We start from the raw sequence: 19076 nt of genomic DNA, 5'->3' as shown, positions 1-19076 counted from the left end.
TTCCTTAGTTCTTAATTTTTTCTTTAGTTTAAATATGCGAGAGCCAGTCTAAATGAAAATAGACTGGCTCTCTGGTCTGTCTCAAATGATTATATACCCAAATTATTCTATGGGCGTTTTCGACCCATAAACAGACTAACCAGGAACAGAATAATACCTACCACGAAGACAATTTTTGCTGCACCTGCCGCAGTACCCGCGAGAGTACCAAAACCCAGTGCTGCTGCAATCAACGCAATGACCAGAAAAATAATGCCCCAACGAAACATAAGCCTCTCCTTAACCATAGTGAACCCGAATCGCTTCTGGATGGGTGCGAAATACGCACTCATTGGCGATATTTGAGTAACGATGTTGCTGACCTACTCCACAGGCAGAGCCTGTGGAGAAAGCTTCTGTATGCTCGGTTACTTCACTTTCAGGTCGTTTTTGACGCTTTTAACGCCATCAACTGCTTTTGCGACACTTTCAGCTCGCGCGGACTGTGCGTTAGATTCAACGGTACCCGACAGCTGCACGACACCCTCGGTGGTTTCAACTTTCACATTGCGCGAAGGCACGATGTCGTCAGCTAAAAGCTTAGCTTTAATTTCGCTGGTGGTTGCGGTATCGCCTGCATAACCGCTGACGGATTTATCAGCCCCGTCACGTACATGCAGTTTGTCGCTGACGGAAGAAACCCCTTCCACGCCTTTAGCCACTTTTACGGCTTGCTCAGCCTGCGCCTGGCTTTCAACGAATCCACTTAACGTCACGATTTTTTTGTCAGTTTTCACTGAGATATCGGTACTTTTAATATCTTTGTGATCGACAAGGGCCGCTTTCACTTTTGCCGTGATAGCGCTGTCATCCATGAAATTACCGACGTCTTTTACAGAACTATCAATTTTTTCGCCTGCTGTGTTGGCTGTAGATTCAGTTTTGTTCAGCATGGTGTCTTCTGCCAGCGCACTACCGCTTGCCAGCACAGAACCCAGAACAACAGCTAACAGAGTTTTAGAAATCTTAGTCGTAGTCATCGTCATCGATTAATTCCTATTGTTTTGCTCACAATTTGAGCACAAGCCTCAATAAGACAGCTTTCCTTAAAATTAAGGCCAAGTGATACAGCCTAAAAATTGTGTTCAGTTTTAAATAACGCCAATGACAATCGGGTTGAAGGAAGTCGCCTGAAAAATTCTTTTACATGGCAGATTTAACCAACCAATTTGTCACCGGTTTGTTAAATATAGACAACAATCACAGAATTGCTGGTGAGATTGGGCGAAAAACAGGCAAGCGAGGGCTAAATACGGGAAATTAAGAACATTCCGTAAGGGATTAATAAGACGAGAAAAGTAGCAGGACGCGACGGCTGCCGCGCCCTGAGAGGCGATGACTTCGAGGTAATTAGTGCTCGCGAGTTTTACGGAAGGTCACTTCCGGGTAACGGTCTTGCGTCAGGTTCAGGTTGACCATGGTTGGGGCGATGTAAGCGAGGTTGTCGCCGCCATCGAGAGCCAACTGCATTTCGTTTTTCCGTTTGAATTCTTCAAACTTCTTAACGTCGGTGCTTTCAACCCAGCGCGCCGTCGAAACGTTGACCGATTCGTAAATCGCTTCAACGTTGTATTCGCTCTTCAGTCGCGCCACAACCACATCAAACTGCAGCACACCGACCGCCCCGACAATCAAATCATTGTTGGCGATTGGGCGGAACACCTGCACCGCGCCTTCTTCAGAAAGCTGGACCAAGCCTTTGAGCAACTGCTTCTGCTTCAATGGGTCACGCAGACGAATACGACGGAACAGTTCTGGTGCGAAGTTCGGAATACCGGTGAACTTCATCATCTCACCCTGAGTGAAGGTATCACCAATCTGGATGGTCCCGTGGTTGTGCAAGCCGATGATGTCGCCTGGATAGGCTTCTTCAACGTGTGAACGGTCACCCGCCATAAAGGTCAGCGCATCAGAAATCACCACGTCTTTACCGGTACGAACCTGGCGCAGCTTCATGCCTTTTTCGTATTTGCCGGAAACCACGCGCATAAATGCCACGCGGTCGCGGTGTTTCGGGTCCATGTTGGCCTGAATCTTAAACACAAAACCGGTGAACTTATCTTCTTGCGCCTCAACTTGACGGGTGTCAGTTTTGCGCGGCATTGGCGCAGGAGCCCATTCAACCAGGCCATCGAGCATATGGTCAACGCCAAAGTTACCCAATGCAGTACCGAAGAAGACCGGTGTCAGTTCGCCTTCAAGGAACAACTCACGATCAAACTCGTGGGAAGCACCCTGTACCAGTTCCAGTTCATCACGCAATTGCGCGGCAAGATCTTCACCCACAGCCGCGTCAAGCTCAGGGTTATCTAGCCCTTTAACGATGCGCACTTCCTGAATGGTGTGACCTTTACCTGTTTGGTACAGATAAGTTTCGTCTTTATAAAGGTGATAAACACCTTTAAACAACTTGCCGCAGCCGATGGGCCAGGTGATAGGTGAACAAGCAATTTTCAGCTCACGTTCAACTTCATCCATCACTTCCATCGGGTCGCGGATGTCGCGGTCGAGTTTGTTCATAAAGGTGAGGATTGGCGTATCGCGCAGACGGGTAACTTCCATCAGCTTACGAGTACGATCTTCTACACCTTTCGCGGCATCGATAACCATCAAACAGCAGTCGACAGCGGTCAGAGTACGGTAAGTATCTTCCGAGAAGTCTTCGTGCCCTGGGGTATCAAGCAGGTTTACCAGGCTGTCGCGATACGGGAATTGCATAACGGACGTAGTAATCGAGATACCACGCTGCTTTTCCATTTCCATCCAGTCAGATTTAGCATGCTGGCTGGAGCCACGGCCTTTTACCGTACCTGCAGTTTGAATCGCCTGTCCGAACAACAGCACTTTTTCAGTGATGGTCGTTTTACCGGCATCCGGGTGAGAAATGATCGCAAAAGTGCGGCGTTTCCCCACTTCTTGCAAAAAAGGAGACAAAGTCATAATGAAATCTTCTGTGGATTCCGCACAGGCGTAGCTGAGCGGCAAATGAACGTTACCTGGTGGCTATTTTACTCATCAGGTCAGGTTTAACAATCGGCGTCATCAATTACACAACAATCGCTCCAGTTCACTGAGTGAGGTCACTTCCCAGGTCGGCGTAATGCCTTCCGGCAAGCTTCTTCCGTGGGCGTTCAGCCAGCAGGTGGCAATTCCCGCGTTTATGCCGCCCAGAATATCTGATTCTGCGGTGTCACCCACCATCAAAACGCGCTCACGCGGTGGGTTGCCCATTTCCTCAAACGTAAAATCAAAGATTTTGCGATCGGGTTTTGCTACGCCAACTTGCTCTGAAATCACCAGCAGGTCGAAATAGTCACGCAGGCCGGTGCGCTCAAGACGAATTTGCTGCAATGCAGTAAAGCCATTGGTGATAATACCGATTTTTACTTTATCTTTTAGGGTATTAAGCAACGAGACTGCACCCGGTAATGGCACACAAATTTCAGCCATCGCATTCAGAAATGCAGCGTTAAGATCGCCCGCAGGGACTGACAATCTTTCCGACCAACCCTGGAAGCGTTGGTGCTGTAACTGTAATGCGCTAATGGCACCATTCTGGTAATCGACCCACAAAGGTTTGTTAATCGCCTGGTAATCCTGGAAATCTTCAGCGGTAAACGTCACGCTATAATCGAGAAACATCCGCTGTAAGCCGCCAAAAGCGTCAAAGGTAAATAACGTTTCGTCAGCATCAAATAAAATCCAGTCCCAGTTCATCAACACACCTTTTTCAAATTAGCCTAACGGTAATGCCATGATGATGGCATCTTCGCGACCCTCTTTTGTGGGGTAGTAGTTACGACGAATCGTCGCCTCGTTAAACCCCAGGCTCTCATAGAGTGCAATCGCCGCATGGTTCGATGCGCGCACTTCTAACCACAGGGTAAACACATCTCGCTTTTCCAGCTCGCTGATTAAATGTTCCAGCAACTGGCGACCCAAGCCTTGTCGTTGGTAAGCGGGGTCTACAGCAATATTAAATAACGTCGCTTCATCCAGCACGACTTGAGTAACCGCAAACGCTGCCATTTTGCCATCGACGTCGAGGCGCAAATTAAGATAGCGATCGCCCTCATTACTGGCGAAAGTTTTTTCACTCCATGGGAAAGCATGGCTGCGAAGTTCAATGGCGTAAGCCGCCGCTAAGTCATTTGTGGTGAGGGAAGAAATCGTGTTCATATTCGCAAATTTGCTGCCACAGTGCCCTTCTTGCGGCACCATTATGATAAAGCTCGTTTAATTCGGGGGTCGCTAATTGCGCCCCTGGAATGGAGAGCGGTTCACTCACTCCTAGTCGCCAGCTATTACAGCGGCTTTCGCCTGGTAGCATCGCGGCGCGTTCAGGCGTTAGCTGCATGACCTGCTGTGCATCCAGATTCAGGCTGCGCAAAACATCGCTAACCAACGGATCGCTTAAATCTGGAAGATTTTCAGCAATCATCAGCAGCTTAACGTTTTCATGCAGTGAGACTGCAATTTCGCCCTTTAATGCGGCCGGACGTCGCAGCTCCCACTGGGTAATGCCCAGTTGTTGTAACAACCAGTCACGTCGCAAAGGTATTTGGGGCATAGCGAAACCAGGTAGAGAGTGCCAATTGGGGTGCAAATATAGCAAATTCATCGAATGTGCGCCATTAAAGCTCTATAATCCCGGCTCTGATTTCCCAGGAGTAATTTGATGACTGCGTTAACCCCGGCAAGTGAAGTGCTACTGCGCCATAGCGATGATTTTACCGAAAGCCGTGTGCTGTTTGCCGGTGACTTACAAGACGATATGCCAGCTCGTTTTGAAACGGCAGCAAGTCGCGTTCATACCCAGCAATTTCACCACTGGCAGGTATTAAGCGCTCAGATGGGCGAAGATGCACAATACGGCCTGGTGGCTGATGCCAGCACTGTTGGCGACTGCGACACCCTGATTTACTACTGGCCGAAAAATAAGCCAGAAGCTCAGTTCCAGTTGATGAATATTCTTTCGCTGATGCCAGTCGGTAGCGACATTTTTGTGGTGGGTGAAAACCGCAGTGGTGTGCGCAGCGCGGAGCAAATGCTCGCCGAATTCAGCCCGCTGAATAAAATTGATAGCGCACGTCGTTGCGGTTTCTATCATGGCCGCCTGGAAAAACAGCCACAGTTTGATGAACATTCCTGGTGGGATGAGTATCAACACGAAGGTCTGACCGTGAAAACACTGCCAGGCGTCTTTAGCCGTGACGGTTTGGATACCGGCAGTAAATTGCTGCTTTCTACGCTCACGCAGCATACCAAAGGCAAAGTGTTAGATGTCGGTTGCGGTGCTGGCGTGTTGGCAGTTTCGCTGGCGAAACATTCTCCAAAAGTCCGCCTGACGTTGTGTGATGTTTCGGCACCAGCCGTCGAAGCCAGCCGTGCAACACTTGCGGCCAATGAGATTGAAGGCGACGTTATCGCCAGCAACGTCTATTCCGAAGTGAATGGTCGTTTTGACATGATTATTTCAAACCCACCATTCCATGATGGCCTGCAAACCAGCCTTGATGCCGCTCACCAGTTGATTCGTGGTGCTGTTCGTCATCTCAATATGGGTGGTGAATTGCGTATCGTCGCGAACGCCTTCCTGGCCTATCCGGACGTGCTGGACGAAACCTTTGGCAACCACGAAGTGATTGCTCAAACTGGCCGATTCAAAGTTTATCGCTCAGTAGTTATGCGTAGCGCAAAGAAGCGCTAACACACGACTGTGCCGCTTTTTGCAGCGATTAGAAAAGCGGCACCAAATTAACTGTTGACGACGCGCAGAAAACATCTAGAATGCGCCTCCGTGGTTACAATACTTCGGTATTGTGGGTATGCGAAGGTGGCGGAATTGGTAGACGCGCTAGCTTCAGGTGTTAGTGTTCTTACGGACGTGAGGGTTCAAGTCCCTCTCTTCGCACCATTAACCACGCAAGATATCGTTCGCACTGCGCGAAGGTGGCGGAATTGGTAGACGCGCTAGCTTCAGGTGTTAGTGTTCTTACGGACGTGAGGGTTCAAGTCCCTCTCTTCGCACCAATGCGAAGGCGATATCAAAATCTTTAAGTGCAAGCTTGAAAAACTGTGCGAAGGTGGCGGAATTGGTAGACGCGCTAGCTTCAGGTGTTAGTGTCCTTACGGACGTGAGGGTTCAAGTCCCTCTCTTCGCACCAATTTTTTAGGTAAAAATTGCATCTCAGTTGTTTTCTGATTTCCCTCAGTTTTACTCTCTTATTTCATCATTCCCAGATTCATCATCACCAGCGCAAGCCCACTGGCAAACGCAACGCATGATGGCAACAACACAAAATGACGTAACCGTTTATGGTAGAGCATCGCTGTCGTCGCCAATAACCCCAGCACGATAAGCACTCGCCACTGGGTAAAAGAAAGATCCAGATACAACAATGCGGCGACGATCCCCCCGGGTATCAGCACACCCCACGCGCTTTCTAACTGCCGTTGTAACATCATCGCCATCTCGCAAATTGTAAATGATAACCAATATCATATGATATAATTTCTCGTTTGTCAGCGACAGCGTGCTCTTTGTATACATTAGAAATGTTAAGCATTCTTCATCATCGGATGACATAATTTCATTTAGGTGATAGATTGAGCGACGAAATAAAATCTCTGATTAACAACGACATAATTACTTTAAGTAATCACTTTCCCTGTCTTATTTTTATAAAATTATTCAACAACATAACGTTGTGTTCGGGTCGAAAGAACTATTTGATATGACAGCAACAAATTGGCGCACATTACTCAAAGGGAAACACCAACTCTCTTTGCGTTTATTTTTATTACTGAACGCGGTCTCTGCGGGATTTAGTATTGTGGTGCCTTCTGCCAACACTCAGCATCTTACGGTGCCGATAATCATGGTGCTGGTGATAAGCCTCTCATGCCTGCTGTGGCAGTTTGTAAACAAAAAAAAGCTGATCAACATTAATGCTGTCTCGTTAATAATTGGATTACTTTGGGCGTGGCATATCTATATAAAAGTCAGTGCTATGCCAATTAGAGATCTCAATTTTCTAATTATTGCTTTATTGGCGATATTATTTATTGGTTCAATCTCTTTTATTAATAATATACAAGCATTTATTGCTGCATGCCTGCCCGTGACCGGGATGATATTATGGCTCGATCAAGGAGAAAACTGGCCACGTGTTTTATATTCAATTGTTCTCCCAGGTATAGGCATTAGCATTCAGACTATCATTCAGCAACGAAATGATAATTTTACTCGTCGCTTAATGGACAAACTGCTCGAAGAGAAAGAAACCCTTAACGATTTGAGTATGTTAGATCCTCTTACCGGTCTGTATAACCGCCGTGGCTTTCAAAACCGTCTTGAGACAGTGCTGGCTCTTGGCAGTGGCACACATTTCGTATTATTGCTCGATATCGATCACTTTAAAGCTTACAACGACAATTATGGCCATAGCATGGGCGATCAGGCTTTGACGCATGTTTCCGCAGCCATTCGCGATGCCGTGCGCTCGCGCGATATTGTCACCCGCTACGGTGGTGAAGAATTTATGGTATTGCTGACGAATGTGGATGCCGAGCAGGCTTTGCAAACCGCTGAACGGATCCGTCAGCGGGTTTATGATTTAAAAATCCCACATTTGTTTAATGAAGATGTTGCCACTCACGTAACGACAAGCATCGGTCTTGCAGTGCTTGAGCAGCAGAACATTGAAGAAGCGTTACGTCAGGCTGACAGTGCTCTTTATCGGGCAAAGCGCCAGGGCCGTAATAGCATTTTTGTCAGCGAGTCGCTGCTCCCTTCCTGAGTCGAAAAGTCCTCCATTAACACGCGCACAAAATAGCCTTGCTAATGGCCATGCCTATAGATAGGATTGGCAATCATTATCATTTGTATTAGTGGTCTTGTTTGTCGATGTCTTTACAGTCTTCACTGTTTTTGGATGAATTTGCATGGCAGTCACCATTTACCAGCTCGCAGCCGACGCTGGCAGAGGAGTTGCGCGCGCATTTCATCACTCATCGACCTTACTTTAACGACTTCATCAAACTCGGTGAAGCCGCGCCAGCAGCAAGCCAGACGCTGTTTCAATGGGCGCAACCTGCTGCATTAACCTCACTTCTCGCCTGTTACAGTGACCATATTTATCGCAACCAGCCACAACTTGCCCGCGAGGGAAAACCGCTGAAGTCACTGTGGGCGCAATGGTATCTCGGCCTGTTGGTTCCTCCGCTGGTCATGGCGCTGATATCTCAACCCAGAGCGCTGGATATCGGCCCCCAACATATTCATGTCGAGTTTCATGAAACGGGTAGAGCCGCCACATTCTGGATAGACGTTCATGAAGATAGAGTGGCAACCACCCTGCCATTACAGCAACGCCTTGAGAAACTACTGGTAGAAGGGCTCATGCCTGTCGTTGAGGCACTGGAAAGCACTGGTGAGATCAATGGAAAGCTTATCTGGAGCAATACGGGGTATTTGCTGAATTGGTTTTTTGGCGAGCTTAGAGAGTTGCTTGATGAAGCGACAATCGCGCAATTACGCCACGCCTGTTTCTTTGAAAAACGACTGCAAGATGTGCAGGATAATCCTCTTTACCGCACGGTAATCCCAAACGAAGGTTTATTGGTTCGCCGTACCTGCTGCCAACGCTATAAGTTGCCAGATGTACAACGTTGCGGAGACTGTACCTGTAAGTAAAACGGCGAGTTTCCCCACCGTTTCATCTCACTTTTTCAAACACCATCAGGCTGGCTGTTGGCTCTCTTCGCCAGAGGCTTTCTGAGCTTCTTCAGCTTCCTGTTCCAGCAACTGCTTCTCGTACACTTTGAAGAACGGGAAGTAGATAATGGCGGAAACCACTGCCAGCAGAATAACCAGAATCGCCGCACGGAAATCCCAGCCCAGCGCCCATGCCGCACCGATAGGCGCTGGCGCAGTCCACGGTACAACTGAAATTACACGACCAATCAAATCCATCTTCATCGCGCCCCATGCCAGCACGGCGTTAACCATTGGTGCCAACAAGAAAGGAATGAAGAACACTGGGTTCATCACGATGGGTGTACCGAAAATCACCGGCTCGTTAATGTTAAAACAAGTTGGAACGATACTCAGGCGACCAATAGAACGTAGGTGGGCCGATTTACTACGCAGATAACAAATCACCAGGCCCATGGTTGCACCCGAACCACCGACAACGATGAAGAAGGTCCAGAACGCCTCCATAAAGATGTGTGGCAGGGGCGCACCTTGTGCCAATGCGCTCTGGTTCATCCCCAGATTGGTCAGCCAGAACATTTGCAGCATGCCGGAAACGATCGCCGCCCCGTGGATCCCTGCAAACCACAGCAAGTGGCCAATCAGCACCGCCAGCAGAATTGCAGGCAGTGAGTCAGCGGCAGATACCAGAGGTTTAAACACCGACATAATTGCTTGCGGGATCAGCATGTCAAACTGCGACTGAATCAGCAGGCTGAGTGGGTAAAGTGTTAGCACCACAACCAGCACAGGAATCAGAAGATCAAAGGAGTTTTTGATCATCGGTGGAACCTGGTCTGGCAGTTTGATCCCGATATTGTGCGCTTTCAGGAACCGCATCATTTCGACGCAGTAAACCGCCACTAGGATCGCAGTAAAGATCCCCGTACCGCCCAGGCTATCCACCGGTAAAGTCCCTTTCGTTTTAGGCGCGGCGACCAACAAGAAAGCCATCAGTGAAAGCATCGCACACATGAACGGATCAAGACCGTGTGACTTCACATAATGTTTGCCGAGGTTATAGGCAATAGCCGCACAAATGTAGATAGACATAATGCCCATCGTCATATCAAACGGCGTCAGAATTTGTCCTTCAAACTGTTTTGCCATGTCCAGCCATGCTCGAGCAAACACCCAAGTGGTGGTTGGCGAGAAAGGCGGATAAGCGAAGACCAGCAGGAACGAGCCGACAATCATGAATGGCATCGCAGAAATAAATCCATCACGAATCGCCATGACGTGGCGTTGTGAAGAAATCCTCCCAGCGACGGGACTCACGTAGTTTTCTACAAAGCGGAAAATCAAATTAAAGGCTGCATGATTCGATGACATAGCGGTGCTCCTGTCAGGCTTTCAATGCGAATGTTGCTGCGGGGAGTTTATTGCCGCGCAACAGTCCGTAATGCATAGAATTGATCCCCGTAACCGGGACCTTATTAGATATAGCTTTATTGTCTAAAACACTGGCAGGGGCATCAGTGGCACAGCATAAAAAAATATGTTTCATAGGCTGCTCTTATTATTGGGTACAGGTGTGTGACCGTTTCAGTATTCATCGCCTTTTCTTACTCTGCAACCGGTTACTGAAACCGGTTGCAGTGATTGTGAAGAAGATCCAGAAATCACTGAAACTTTGAGTTGTTTAGGTATTTCACATCACAGCATTGTTGTTGGCTCAACGTCTTCAGGCACGTATATACCCAGACGGGTATAAATCAATGTTCACTGGTTTACATATAGCACAGCCTTATGCCAAATTATTTGCGACCAAGAATGGGAGAAAAGCATGAGCCTGCAGTCAGTCCGGCAATTCTTTGCCGAAAACGCCCCGGATATCGACATCATCGAATTAAACCAAAGTACCGCTACCGTTGCTCTGGCAGCCGTTGCCCATAACGTTGAACCGGGTCAAATTGCTAAAACATTGTCGTTAAAAGTTAAAGATCAAGTCGTGTTGGTTGTCGCGAAAGGTGATGCTCGTCTGGATAATAAAAAACTCAAAGCCGCTTTGGGGGCCAAAGCCCGCATGCTAAGCAGCGATGAAGTGGTTATCTGGACGGGTCATCCGGTCGGTGGTGTTTGTCCGTTTGGCCTGGAAAATCCGTTAACGGTTTACTGTGATATTTCGCTTAAACAGTACGAAGAAGTGTTGCCCGCGGCGGGAGCCATTCATAGTGCAGTGCGTATTTCCCCTGATCGTCTGGCTGAACTGACCGCCGCACAGTGGGTTGATGTTTGCCAATAATCAGATGACTGAGGGCGAATGAATGGGCCTCAGTCATACCTTATTTTTTCTTCATTTCCCCTGGTGTTACTACGGTAAATTCAGTTCCTGCATGCCATGTTCGCTGAGCATCCACGCATACATTTCAGCATCTGTTTTTAGCTCAAGTCGATGCAGAGCACTGCTTTTTTGCGCACTGATTGTTTTGTAACTTTTCTCGAGCAGCGTCGCAATTTGGGCCAGTTGCCACCCCTTGCTGAGGAGCCGTAAAACCCGGCGTTCTGAAAATGTTAAGCGAGCATTGTTCATCATATTACTGGACGCGTTAACCGCTTTTTCCTGCAAAAGATACCTGCTGATTCTTTCGATTTGGCCACCGCAATTAAAGACATGTTCGATAATACTGTTCATGGGTTCATGTAAAGAGAGCAATGCGGTGTTAGATGTCAGCAATCGTTCAATGGCAATATTTACCAAATTCGCAGGGAGGGTGAAAACCCACTCCACTTGCCGATACTGATTTTGCAATTGATTGAAAAAATCGCAGGCCCCGAAGATTTCCTGCAAAGTGCTATCCAGCTCAATGATCGCCACATCGACATGCAGCAAAATTTCTGGCCTGAGATCTAAATAGTTATCCAAAAGAATGAGTGACGATTTCTCCGCACGTTCCTTCATCAGAAACTGAAGGCCTTCCCTCATCAGTGGCCGTTTACTAATGACTAACGCACGGCAAAATGGGTTGCGCAAAAAAATCTTTGATTTGCTTTCCTGCATATACCTATCCCTTTAAAACGATTACTTACCTAACAACGTACAACCCAGTACGTGGAGATCTTTCTCGCACTGAAGCCCGAGCTTTTCCATCGCATGTCTTTTATGCGCACTCACGGTTCTGATATTGCGCCCTAATTTCTGCGCGACCTGGCTGACGTTGTAGCCCTGAAATAATTCCCCAATGACCTGAGCTTCGCATACTGTCAGTTCACATGAGATTCTCGCATCCAGAATGCTCTTGATCATCGGGCTGGAAAGCATCGACTTAGTGGAGAATGACTTTATTATTAAGTCAGTGAATGTTAAGGCTGGCTCATATTGAGAAATAATCGCCCGTACACCTAAAGCAGAAATATAATTCAGTACGCTCAGTTTGTGGTTACGCGTGTAAGCGACAATTGTCGTGCCCGGTTTTACCATCAGGCACCAGTTGATAAATTTTATCTCTTCGGCGAGTAGATTTGAGGATTCGCTGATATTCAATATGACAAACGAGCCAGGTACCTTTAATACATCGCCATAGGCCTCATCAATCTTTTTGATATTATTGACTAATTTGTTAATTTTAGGCATGGATTTTAATCGATGGACTATCCCTGCTGCCGTTAACACGCAGGGTACAACGACCATTATCTTGCCTGGTAAATTACTGGAAGTGATTATATTTTCCATATCATTCCTTTGATTAAAATAACCTATTATTTAAAATGTGACTGCGCGTTCATTTATTCATTAATTATATAAATGGCGTAATACTTAAATAACAGTTAAGTAAGATGAAAACTTAAATTACAAGGAGGGGTTAATGATGCGCGAGTATTTCAAATAATGATGGCTATTACAAGACGCCCGTAAGTCAGGAAATAATAATTAGCATTGATAAATAATATTTTAAATATAATTAAAAAATTACTCGTCTTCAATTAAGGAACTTTCAATTCACGCATCGGATGAAGACGAAAATCCTTCGGCGTCGTCCCCGTATAACGGCGGAAAAAGCGTGAAAAATAGGTTGCGTCACTAAAGCCGAGAAAATCCGAGATTTGGCTAATTGTCATGCTGGTATACAGCAAACTACGTTTAGCTTCGAGCAACACGCGTTGATGCAGCACATTCAGGGCGCTACAGCCATAGAACTCATGGCATAGAGAGTTCAGATACACCGTTGATAACCCCACTTCGCTGGCATAATACGTTACAAGCAGTTGTTGACGATAATGGCTTTCAACCAATTGATTGAATTGATGAATTACCGCACGTTTACGCTCAACACGTGAACTATTGTCTGGAGCCGGAGCACTCTGGCGATTGAGCCAGACTAACAATGCGCTGATCAAAGAATGCAGCATCATGTCACGCGCTTCTCCTGCCCCCTCGTACTCACTCTGCAACGTACTGAACAAAGTATTGATTTGCCTGTTCGAGCCTTTAACTGGCACGCATGCCGCTTGTCTGAGCACCTGCAACGGGCGACCAAACTGCTGTTCAAACTGGGCGATAAGTGGCGCAGAAAACGACAGAGAATACCCCTGAGCTCCCGGGGAGAATTTAAAGCCGTGCACGCACAATGCAGGCACCACCTGAATACAGGCATGCCCCACATGGTGCTTAACGCCTTCAATATCGATCTCCACCTGGCCTTTATGCAAATAGAGTAATTGCACCAGGTCCGCATGCTGATGAACTCGAATATGCCATTCATAGAGGCTGCTGCGGCTGTGAATCGATTCACAATGCAGCAAATCTGCCGCAGGCCAATTCCGGTTTTCACCATATAGCTTAAATACCGGAATACTGGGGTTCAGATTCATCACATCCTCTTTCAGAGTACGAAATCCACAGGCTATTGCCGAATAAGTGTAGTTTATTCAACGGATTCGAACGGCAAACCGACATAGTTTTCCGCAATCGTCGTTAATCCTGCGCGCGAAGTCAGATAGTACTCACGATCCGCTTGCTGCATTTTGCGGTCAAACGCATTCATGCCTGCAAAGTCATGCAGAAGATTGGTCATAAACCAGCTAAAACGCTCGCCTTTCCACACCCGACGCAATGCCATTGGCGAATAGGTTTCCAGCAAATCGGTTCGCCCTTCCTGGTACACCTTACATAAAATCCGATACAGATAATTCACATCAGAAGCGGCCAGATTTAGCCCCTTTGCCCCCGTCGGTGGCACAATGTGCGCAGCATCGCCTACCAGGAAAAGGTTGCCGTACTGCATCGGCTCAACCACAAAACTGCGTAACGGTGCGATACTTTTCTCAAGTGAGTGACCAGTCACTAACTTTTCCGCCAACTCTTTTGGTAACCGCTGTTTAAGCTCGTCCCAGAACCGTTCATCCGACCAGGCTTCAACGCTGTCGCTCAGTGGAACCTGCAAATAGTAGCGGCTTCTGGTTAGTGAGCGCTGACTACACAAAACAAATCCGCGTGAGTGATGGGCATAGATCAATTCATGATTTACCGGTGGTGTGTCGGATAACAAGCCCAGCCAGCCGAACGGATAAACCCGTTCATACTCACGTGTGATTTCCGACGGGATCGCCTTGCGTGAAACACCATGGAATCCATCACATCCCGCAATATAGTCACAATCGATGCGGTAAGTTTCGCCCTGTTTTTCAAAGGTGACATACGGTGAATCACTCATAACATCAAACAATTGCACATTGCTGACACCGTACATCGTCTGCGCAGAGCTTTTACAGCGCGCTTCCATCAAATCACGCGTCACTTCAGTCTGGCCGTACACCATCACCGTTTTACCCCCCGTTAACTCTTTGAGCGGAACGGGAATACGAATTCCGTCGACCAAAAACTCGACGCCTTCATGGACTAGCCCTTCGGCATCCATTCTTTCACTTACCCCTGCTTCGCGCAGTAAATCTACCGTGCCATTTTCCAGGATCCCCGCACGAATCCGCCCCTGTACGTGCTCAGGCGTTTGCCTTTCTAGCACCACATTGCTAATACCCGCATTGTGCAGTAATTGCCCCAGTAACAAACCCGATGGGCCAGCCCCAATTATCACGACTTGAGTTTTCATAAGGTACGCTCTCTGATAAGACGTTATATAAATGTTATTTTTATGTTTATTAAATGCTCGACAATGCATTTTTATCGTCTGCACAGAGGAAAAGAAGGCCAATATCCGTCTAAAACGTGCACTTTTCGAAAGTCTCACCCAAAGTGTGGACGAGCTCATAATTCACTGAAAAAGTGTGCGAAATGCGTTATTTCGCTAAATGTTGATCTGGCGCGCCTGAGTACAGGGGGCGGCCTATGTTAAAAATGGAGGATGTTAAAATTTGAGCGACAGACGTCGCTTTTCATCTTTCATAGGCCAGGCATGTCGACAGAGGTAAACCCGCAACGCGAAGTCACCCGCCTTTGCATTCAGTGTGGGCTTTTTTTGCTGCAGCACGGTGCAGAAAGCGCCCTGGTAGAAGAGCTTTCCAGCCGTTTGGGAGTGGCATTGGGGATGGATAGCGTTGAAAGTTCAATTTCAGCGAATGCTATCGTACTGAGCACCATTAAAGATAATCAGTGCCTCACCACAACTCGCAAGAACACCGACCGGGGCATCAATATGCACGTCGTGACGGAAGTGCAACATATCGTGATCCTGGCAGAGCATAAGCTACTGGATCATAAGGGCGTTTTGAAACGCTTTGCGCACATCACTCCGCTACGCTATCCCCGTTGGTTAGTGGTGCTGATGGTGGGTCTTTCCTGCGGCTGTTTCTGTAAGCTCAACCATGGCGGCTGGGATGGCGCAATCGTCGCATTCCTTGCCAGTTCCGTTGCAATGTATGTGCGGCTGCTGCTCACGTCACGCCATTTACATCCACAAATTAACTTCTGCATTGCGGCATTTGTCGCGACCACGATTTCGGGTCTGCTCATTGCCAAAGGGCCGTTCGCTTCGACATCAAACATTGCAATGGCGGCAAGCGTTCTGCTGCTGGTTCCTGGTTTTCCGCTGATAAATGCCGTCGCCGATATGTTTAAAGGACACGTCAACACGGGCCTTGCGAGATGGGCAATGGCGAGCCTGCTGACGCTTGCCACCTGCATTGGCGTAGTGATGGCGATGTCATTGTGGGGATTAACAGGATGGGAATAATCAACTTTTTACTGGCGCTGCTACAAGACATGGCGCTGGCAGCTATTCCCGCCGCAGGTTTTGCCATGGTGTTTAATGTCCCACAGCGTGCTTTGCCGTATTGCGCGCTGCTGGGTGCGATTGGCCATGGATCCAGAATGGCGATGATGACGGCGGGTTTAAACATTGAATGGAGCACCTTTATCGCTTCACTCCTGGTGGGTACCATCGGTATCCAGTGGTCGCGCTGGTATCTTGCGCATCCGAAAGTCTTTACCGTGGCCGCCGTGATTCCGATGTTCCCTGGGATATCTGCCTATACCGCAATGATTTCAGCCGTGAAACTGAGTCACTTCGGTTACACCGAAGATCTTATGATTCAGCTCCTCACTAACTTCCTGAAAGCGTCGTTTATCGTCGGAGCGCTGTCGATTGGCTTATCTATTCCCGGCCTGTGGCTGTACCGCAAACGCCCACGAGTGTGATGTATTTCAGGGCTTCTGTAACTCGGCAGTGCTTTGCCTGCGCAAACTTGTTTTAATGTCATCAGGCCTGGGCGATACCCGCGGCCCGATGACTTTAAGGAGCCTTGCGTGGAAACCCACGAAATTTATCTTCCTGAGCGTTTTGATGACGCCAGTTTGAAAGAAAAGATTTTTTTCAGTGCCATTAGTTTGTTCGCTGAATTTGGCCTTAATGGCGCACGCATGGAGCAAATTGCCGAGAAAGCCAACACCACCAAACGCATGGTGGTTTATCACTTCAAAAGCAAAGAGCTGCTTTACGTTCAGGTGCTGGAATATGTCTACACCCAGATTCGCAGCTGTGAACGCCAACTTAATCTCTCTGATCAGCCGCCAGTCGAAGCGATGGTGGAGTTGGTGGAGTGGACATTTGATTTCCACGCCACCCATCCAGATTTCATTCGTATTATCTGCATGGAAAACATGCAGCGTGGGCGTTTTGTCAAAGAGTCCACTTACCTGCGCGAAATAAACCGCAGCGCACTAGAATTGCTGGAAGATGTGCTGACCCGCGGACAGGAAAAACAGCTGTTCAACAAACTCGTCACGGCCAAAGATGTACACCGCCTGATCAGTAGCTTCAGCTTCTACCATGTGGCGAACAGCTACACCTTCTCAAACCTCTTTGAAGAGGGAACAGAGCCGGTTGATAGCACCTCCCATTACCGTGAAATGGCAGTAAAAGTGGTGCTGCGCTACATCGGCCCCTGATAAATTCTCTTTTCTGGATGTTTTAAGAACTCTCCAGGCTCCGAAGAACCCAGAGAAGGCGGTATACTCGACGAAATTCTCCTGCGATGCAGGTTATGTTTACCCAAAATAATTCGAGTTGCTTAAAGGCGGCAAAGCCGTAAATCCCCAGGAGCTTACTTGAGTAAGTGACTGGGGTGAGCGGGTGCAGCCAACGCATAAGCAGCTTGAAGTATGACGGGTATAAATGAGTATAAACAGATGAAAGCAAACAATAAGATTACATGTGCTCTGGCACTGGCAGCATCCGTTTTTGCTGCTCAGACGATGGCGGCAAGCTGGCAGGATCAGCTCACCAGTGCGGCGAATGAATTGAGCAAAACCACCACCAGTACCTCTGGAACCACAGGTAACTCCGCGGCATCACTAACCAGCCTGCTCGCCAGTGGGACTAGTGCACTGAGCGCCAACACCATGACCAACGCCGCGGGCATTTTGCAGTACTGCATGAAGAACAAATTGGTATCAGCCACCAATCCAGAAAACGTCAAAAATCAGCTTCTGGATAAACTGGGCCTGGGAAGTGAGACGAAAGAAACTCCGCCACAAGATTACACTCAGGGTTTGATGGGCCTGCTGAATACCGGTAAAGGCCAGCAATTGAATCTGGAAACCATCGGCAACTCGCCGCTGGCAGAGAAAGTGAAAACTCAGGCGTGTGATTTTGTCCTGAAACAGGGCATGAATTACCTGGCTTAATGAATTCTCCTGCTCCTGGTTTCAGGAGCAGGATTATAAAACGGGTTATTCGCTCACATTAATTTCCATCACCGCATAAACGCCATCACTGGGCAGTGTCACGGTCACATTTTGCAGATTAATCCCCGCCGCCAAAATAATTTCTCTTAACTCGAAAAGCGTTCGCGGGTAAATCGTAGTCCAGCCAACACAACGCAATGCGAATTCAATTTGTGGGCTGCTTTTCAACATATTCGAAATAATCAACACGCCACCAGGTTTTACCAAACGTAACGCGTGGCGAATAAAATGTACCGCCTCAGACTCTGAGAAGTATTCGAAAATCCCTAATCCATCGACTAATTCAGCGGACTGTTCACCCAGTTCCTGAACGAGCTTGTCACTGACAATCATCCGATCGAATAAATTCCGCATCAGCAGTTGAAAATGCTGCCCTTCAACCAGCCCATATTGCGTCGCCAACCCACGAGCAAACATCAGCGATTGCCGATCATGATCAATCAGCAATAAGGTAAATTTCTGAGACTTCAATTTTGCACTGTGCAACGTATTGAGTACCGGTACGGCCGCACCGCAAGCGAGGCTAATCCAGTTTACAGAAACGCGATCGTTGAGATGAAAATCAGCAATGGCGGCCATCACCTTTGCGCGAGAACGAATGCCCCGTGCATCATTGGCGTGAATAAACCACGATCGACTATTGATATCCATTTCACCACCGCTTATCAACCTCACTGCCAGTGGATGCTGCACAGCCCACAGTGCAAGCGCAGTGGGAACTAACTGACTTCGCCATTCTTCCAGTGCGGGCCGAAAACGAAAAGCTTGTTCGGAGAGCCTGTTACGACAACGGATCCGCCGCTTCCCTTGGTTATCTAAAAATATTTCCGGGGCTTCTAAAGAGAGATCATTAGCAAGCTGTCGGTTGATGTCATCGATCTGTTCTACTACCTCATCCTTCAGCGGCCAGTGATCACTTATATCACTGCAAGTGATGTGTTTAATGGCAAGATCCGCAGGCACTGATCCCGGGATCACTGAGAGAAAAGGTTGCCAGGGCATGTAGAACCTCAACAGACATTTTTTTTCAGTGTAGAAAATCCACGGAAATTGACCGTCAGAAGAAAGTTGTAATTTGTGGGAAGGGATTACCGCTTGAGAAGTCATTCCGGTAGAAAACAAAGAGGTTGCCGACGC

At 47.9% G+C, this 19076-nt stretch carries 21 protein-coding genes and 3 tRNA genes; 11 read left to right on the top strand and 13 right to left on the bottom strand.

Annotated features, from left to right (window positions below; translation table 11 throughout):
* Window positions 1-107: 107 nt before the first annotated feature.
* From OH773_RS02915 to OH773_RS02890, 6 genes are all read right to left on the bottom strand, one after another.
* Window positions 108-269, bottom strand: a complete 162-nt coding sequence (locus OH773_RS02915) for a DUF1328 domain-containing protein (RefSeq protein ID WP_064513877.1) — start codon at window positions 267-269, stop codon at window positions 108-110.
* A gap of 138 nt (window positions 270-407) precedes the next feature.
* Window positions 408-1025, bottom strand: coding sequence for a molecular chaperone OsmY (gene osmY / locus OH773_RS02910; protein WP_270142841.1), 618 nt, complete (start codon window positions 1023-1025; stop codon window positions 408-410).
* Window positions 1026-1389: 364 nt separating this feature from the next.
* Window positions 1390-2979, bottom strand: coding sequence for a peptide chain release factor 3 (prfC, locus tag OH773_RS02905; RefSeq protein ID WP_270142839.1), 1590 nt, complete (start codon window positions 2977-2979; stop codon window positions 1390-1392).
* Window positions 2980-3081: 102 nt separating this feature from the next.
* On the bottom strand, window positions 3082-3756 hold the full coding sequence (yjjG, locus tag OH773_RS02900; protein ID WP_270142836.1) for a pyrimidine 5'-nucleotidase: 675 nt from the start codon (window positions 3754-3756) through the stop codon (window positions 3082-3084).
* A gap of 18 nt (window positions 3757-3774) precedes the next feature.
* Window positions 3775-4218 carry a ribosomal protein S18-alanine N-acetyltransferase gene (rimI, locus tag OH773_RS02895; RefSeq protein ID WP_270142833.1) on the bottom strand — a complete coding sequence of 148 codons (444 nt, stop codon included), beginning with the start codon at window positions 4216-4218 and terminating at the stop codon, window positions 3775-3777.
* Complete coding sequence (locus tag OH773_RS02890) at window positions 4187-4609, bottom strand: DNA polymerase III subunit psi (protein ID WP_442865641.1); 423 nt, start codon at window positions 4607-4609, stop codon at window positions 4187-4189. The genes rimI and OH773_RS02890 overlap by 32 nt, the downstream gene beginning before the upstream one ends.
* A 108-nt stretch (window positions 4610-4717) precedes the next feature.
* Between OH773_RS02890 and rsmC the strand changes: the two genes are divergently transcribed.
* The 4 genes from rsmC (at window position 4718) to OH773_RS02870 (ending at window position 6206) form a co-directional block, all read left to right on the top strand.
* Window positions 4718-5749, top strand: a complete 1032-nt coding sequence (rsmC, locus tag OH773_RS02885) for a 16S rRNA (guanine(1207)-N(2))-methyltransferase RsmC (protein WP_270142831.1) — start codon at window positions 4718-4720, stop codon at window positions 5747-5749.
* Between the two features lie 120 nt (window positions 5750-5869).
* Window positions 5870-5956: transfer RNA gene (locus OH773_RS02880), tRNA-Leu, on the top strand.
* A gap of 29 nt (window positions 5957-5985) precedes the next feature.
* Window positions 5986-6072 (top strand) — tRNA-Leu (locus OH773_RS02875).
* A gap of 47 nt (window positions 6073-6119) precedes the next feature.
* Window positions 6120-6206: transfer RNA gene (locus OH773_RS02870), tRNA-Leu, on the top strand.
* Window positions 6207-6264: 58 nt separating this feature from the next.
* Here OH773_RS02870 and OH773_RS02865 read toward each other — a convergent pair.
* Window positions 6265-6504, bottom strand: coding sequence for a DUF1435 domain-containing protein (locus OH773_RS02865; RefSeq protein WP_183270878.1), 240 nt, complete (start codon window positions 6502-6504; stop codon window positions 6265-6267).
* 272 nt (window positions 6505-6776) lie between these two features.
* Between OH773_RS02865 and OH773_RS02860 the strand changes: the two genes are divergently transcribed.
* Window positions 6777-7841, top strand: coding sequence for a GGDEF domain-containing protein (locus OH773_RS02860; RefSeq protein WP_270142829.1), 1065 nt, complete (start codon window positions 6777-6779; stop codon window positions 7839-7841).
* Between the two features lie 107 nt (window positions 7842-7948).
* On the top strand, window positions 7949-8737 hold the full coding sequence (gene fhuF / locus OH773_RS02855) for a siderophore-iron reductase FhuF (protein WP_270142827.1): 789 nt from the start codon (window positions 7949-7951) through the stop codon (window positions 8735-8737).
* Between the two features lie 45 nt (window positions 8738-8782).
* Here the strand turns inward: fhuF and OH773_RS02850 are convergent, their stop codons facing one another.
* Window positions 8783-10129, bottom strand: coding sequence for a PTS sugar transporter subunit IIC (locus OH773_RS02850; protein ID WP_270142825.1), 1347 nt, complete (start codon window positions 10127-10129; stop codon window positions 8783-8785).
* A gap of 454 nt (window positions 10130-10583) precedes the next feature.
* Between OH773_RS02850 and OH773_RS02845 the strand changes: the two genes are divergently transcribed.
* On the top strand, window positions 10584-11042 hold the full coding sequence (locus tag OH773_RS02845; protein ID WP_183270707.1) for a YbaK/EbsC family protein: 459 nt from the start codon (window positions 10584-10586) through the stop codon (window positions 11040-11042).
* A gap of 69 nt (window positions 11043-11111) precedes the next feature.
* Here OH773_RS02845 and OH773_RS02840 read toward each other — a convergent pair whose 3' ends face one another.
* From OH773_RS02840 to pobA, 4 genes are all read right to left on the bottom strand, one after another.
* Window positions 11112-11699 (bottom strand): helix-turn-helix transcriptional regulator, encoded by a 588-nt coding sequence (locus OH773_RS02840; protein ID WP_270142822.1) that lies wholly within the window; start codon window positions 11697-11699, stop codon window positions 11112-11114.
* Window positions 11700-11819: 120 nt separating this feature from the next.
* Window positions 11820-12470 carry a helix-turn-helix transcriptional regulator gene (locus OH773_RS02835; protein ID WP_270142820.1) on the bottom strand — a complete coding sequence of 217 codons (651 nt, stop codon included), beginning with the start codon at window positions 12468-12470 and terminating at the stop codon, window positions 11820-11822.
* 251 nt (window positions 12471-12721) lie between these two features.
* Entirely contained in the window at window positions 12722-13609 is an 888-nt protein-coding gene (locus OH773_RS02830; RefSeq protein ID WP_270142818.1) for a helix-turn-helix domain-containing protein, read from the bottom strand.
* A 53-nt stretch (window positions 13610-13662) separates the two neighbouring features.
* Entirely contained in the window at window positions 13663-14847 is a 1185-nt protein-coding gene (pobA, locus tag OH773_RS02825) for a 4-hydroxybenzoate 3-monooxygenase (protein WP_270142816.1), read from the bottom strand.
* A 303-nt stretch (window positions 14848-15150) separates the two neighbouring features.
* On the opposite strand from pobA, the gene OH773_RS02820 reads away from it, so the two are divergent.
* The 4 genes from OH773_RS02820 (at window position 15151) to OH773_RS02805 (ending at window position 17879) form a co-directional block, all read left to right on the top strand.
* Window positions 15151-15927: a threonine/serine ThrE exporter family protein gene (locus OH773_RS02820; RefSeq protein WP_270142814.1), complete on the top strand. Its 777-nt coding sequence runs from the start codon at window positions 15151-15153 to the stop codon at window positions 15925-15927.
* Window positions 15918-16391 carry a threonine/serine exporter gene (locus OH773_RS02815; protein WP_270142812.1) on the top strand — a complete coding sequence of 158 codons (474 nt, stop codon included), beginning with the start codon at window positions 15918-15920 and terminating at the stop codon, window positions 16389-16391. Before OH773_RS02820 ends, OH773_RS02815 begins: the two co-directional genes overlap by 10 nt.
* A gap of 108 nt (window positions 16392-16499) precedes the next feature.
* A complete protein-coding gene (locus OH773_RS02810; protein WP_183270714.1) occupies window positions 16500-17141 on the top strand; it encodes a TetR family transcriptional regulator in 642 nt (213 codons plus the stop codon).
* A 240-nt stretch (window positions 17142-17381) separates the two neighbouring features.
* Window positions 17382-17879, top strand: coding sequence for a DUF2501 domain-containing protein (locus OH773_RS02805; RefSeq protein ID WP_270142808.1), 498 nt, complete (start codon window positions 17382-17384; stop codon window positions 17877-17879).
* A 45-nt stretch (window positions 17880-17924) separates the two neighbouring features.
* Here the strand turns inward: OH773_RS02805 and OH773_RS02800 are convergent, their stop codons facing one another.
* Window positions 17925-19061 carry a class I SAM-dependent methyltransferase gene (locus OH773_RS02800; RefSeq protein ID WP_270142806.1) on the bottom strand — a complete coding sequence of 379 codons (1137 nt, stop codon included), beginning with the start codon at window positions 19059-19061 and terminating at the stop codon, window positions 17925-17927.
* Between the last annotated feature and the right edge of the window lie 15 nt (window positions 19062-19076).

This window comes from Buttiauxella sp. WJP83, from assembly GCF_027594725.1.
Classification (GTDB): Bacteria; Pseudomonadota; Gammaproteobacteria; order Enterobacterales; family Enterobacteriaceae; genus Buttiauxella; species Buttiauxella selenatireducens.
The sequence above is the reverse complement of the archived record's forward strand: the minus strand, read 5'-3'. Positions and strand labels throughout refer to the sequence as shown.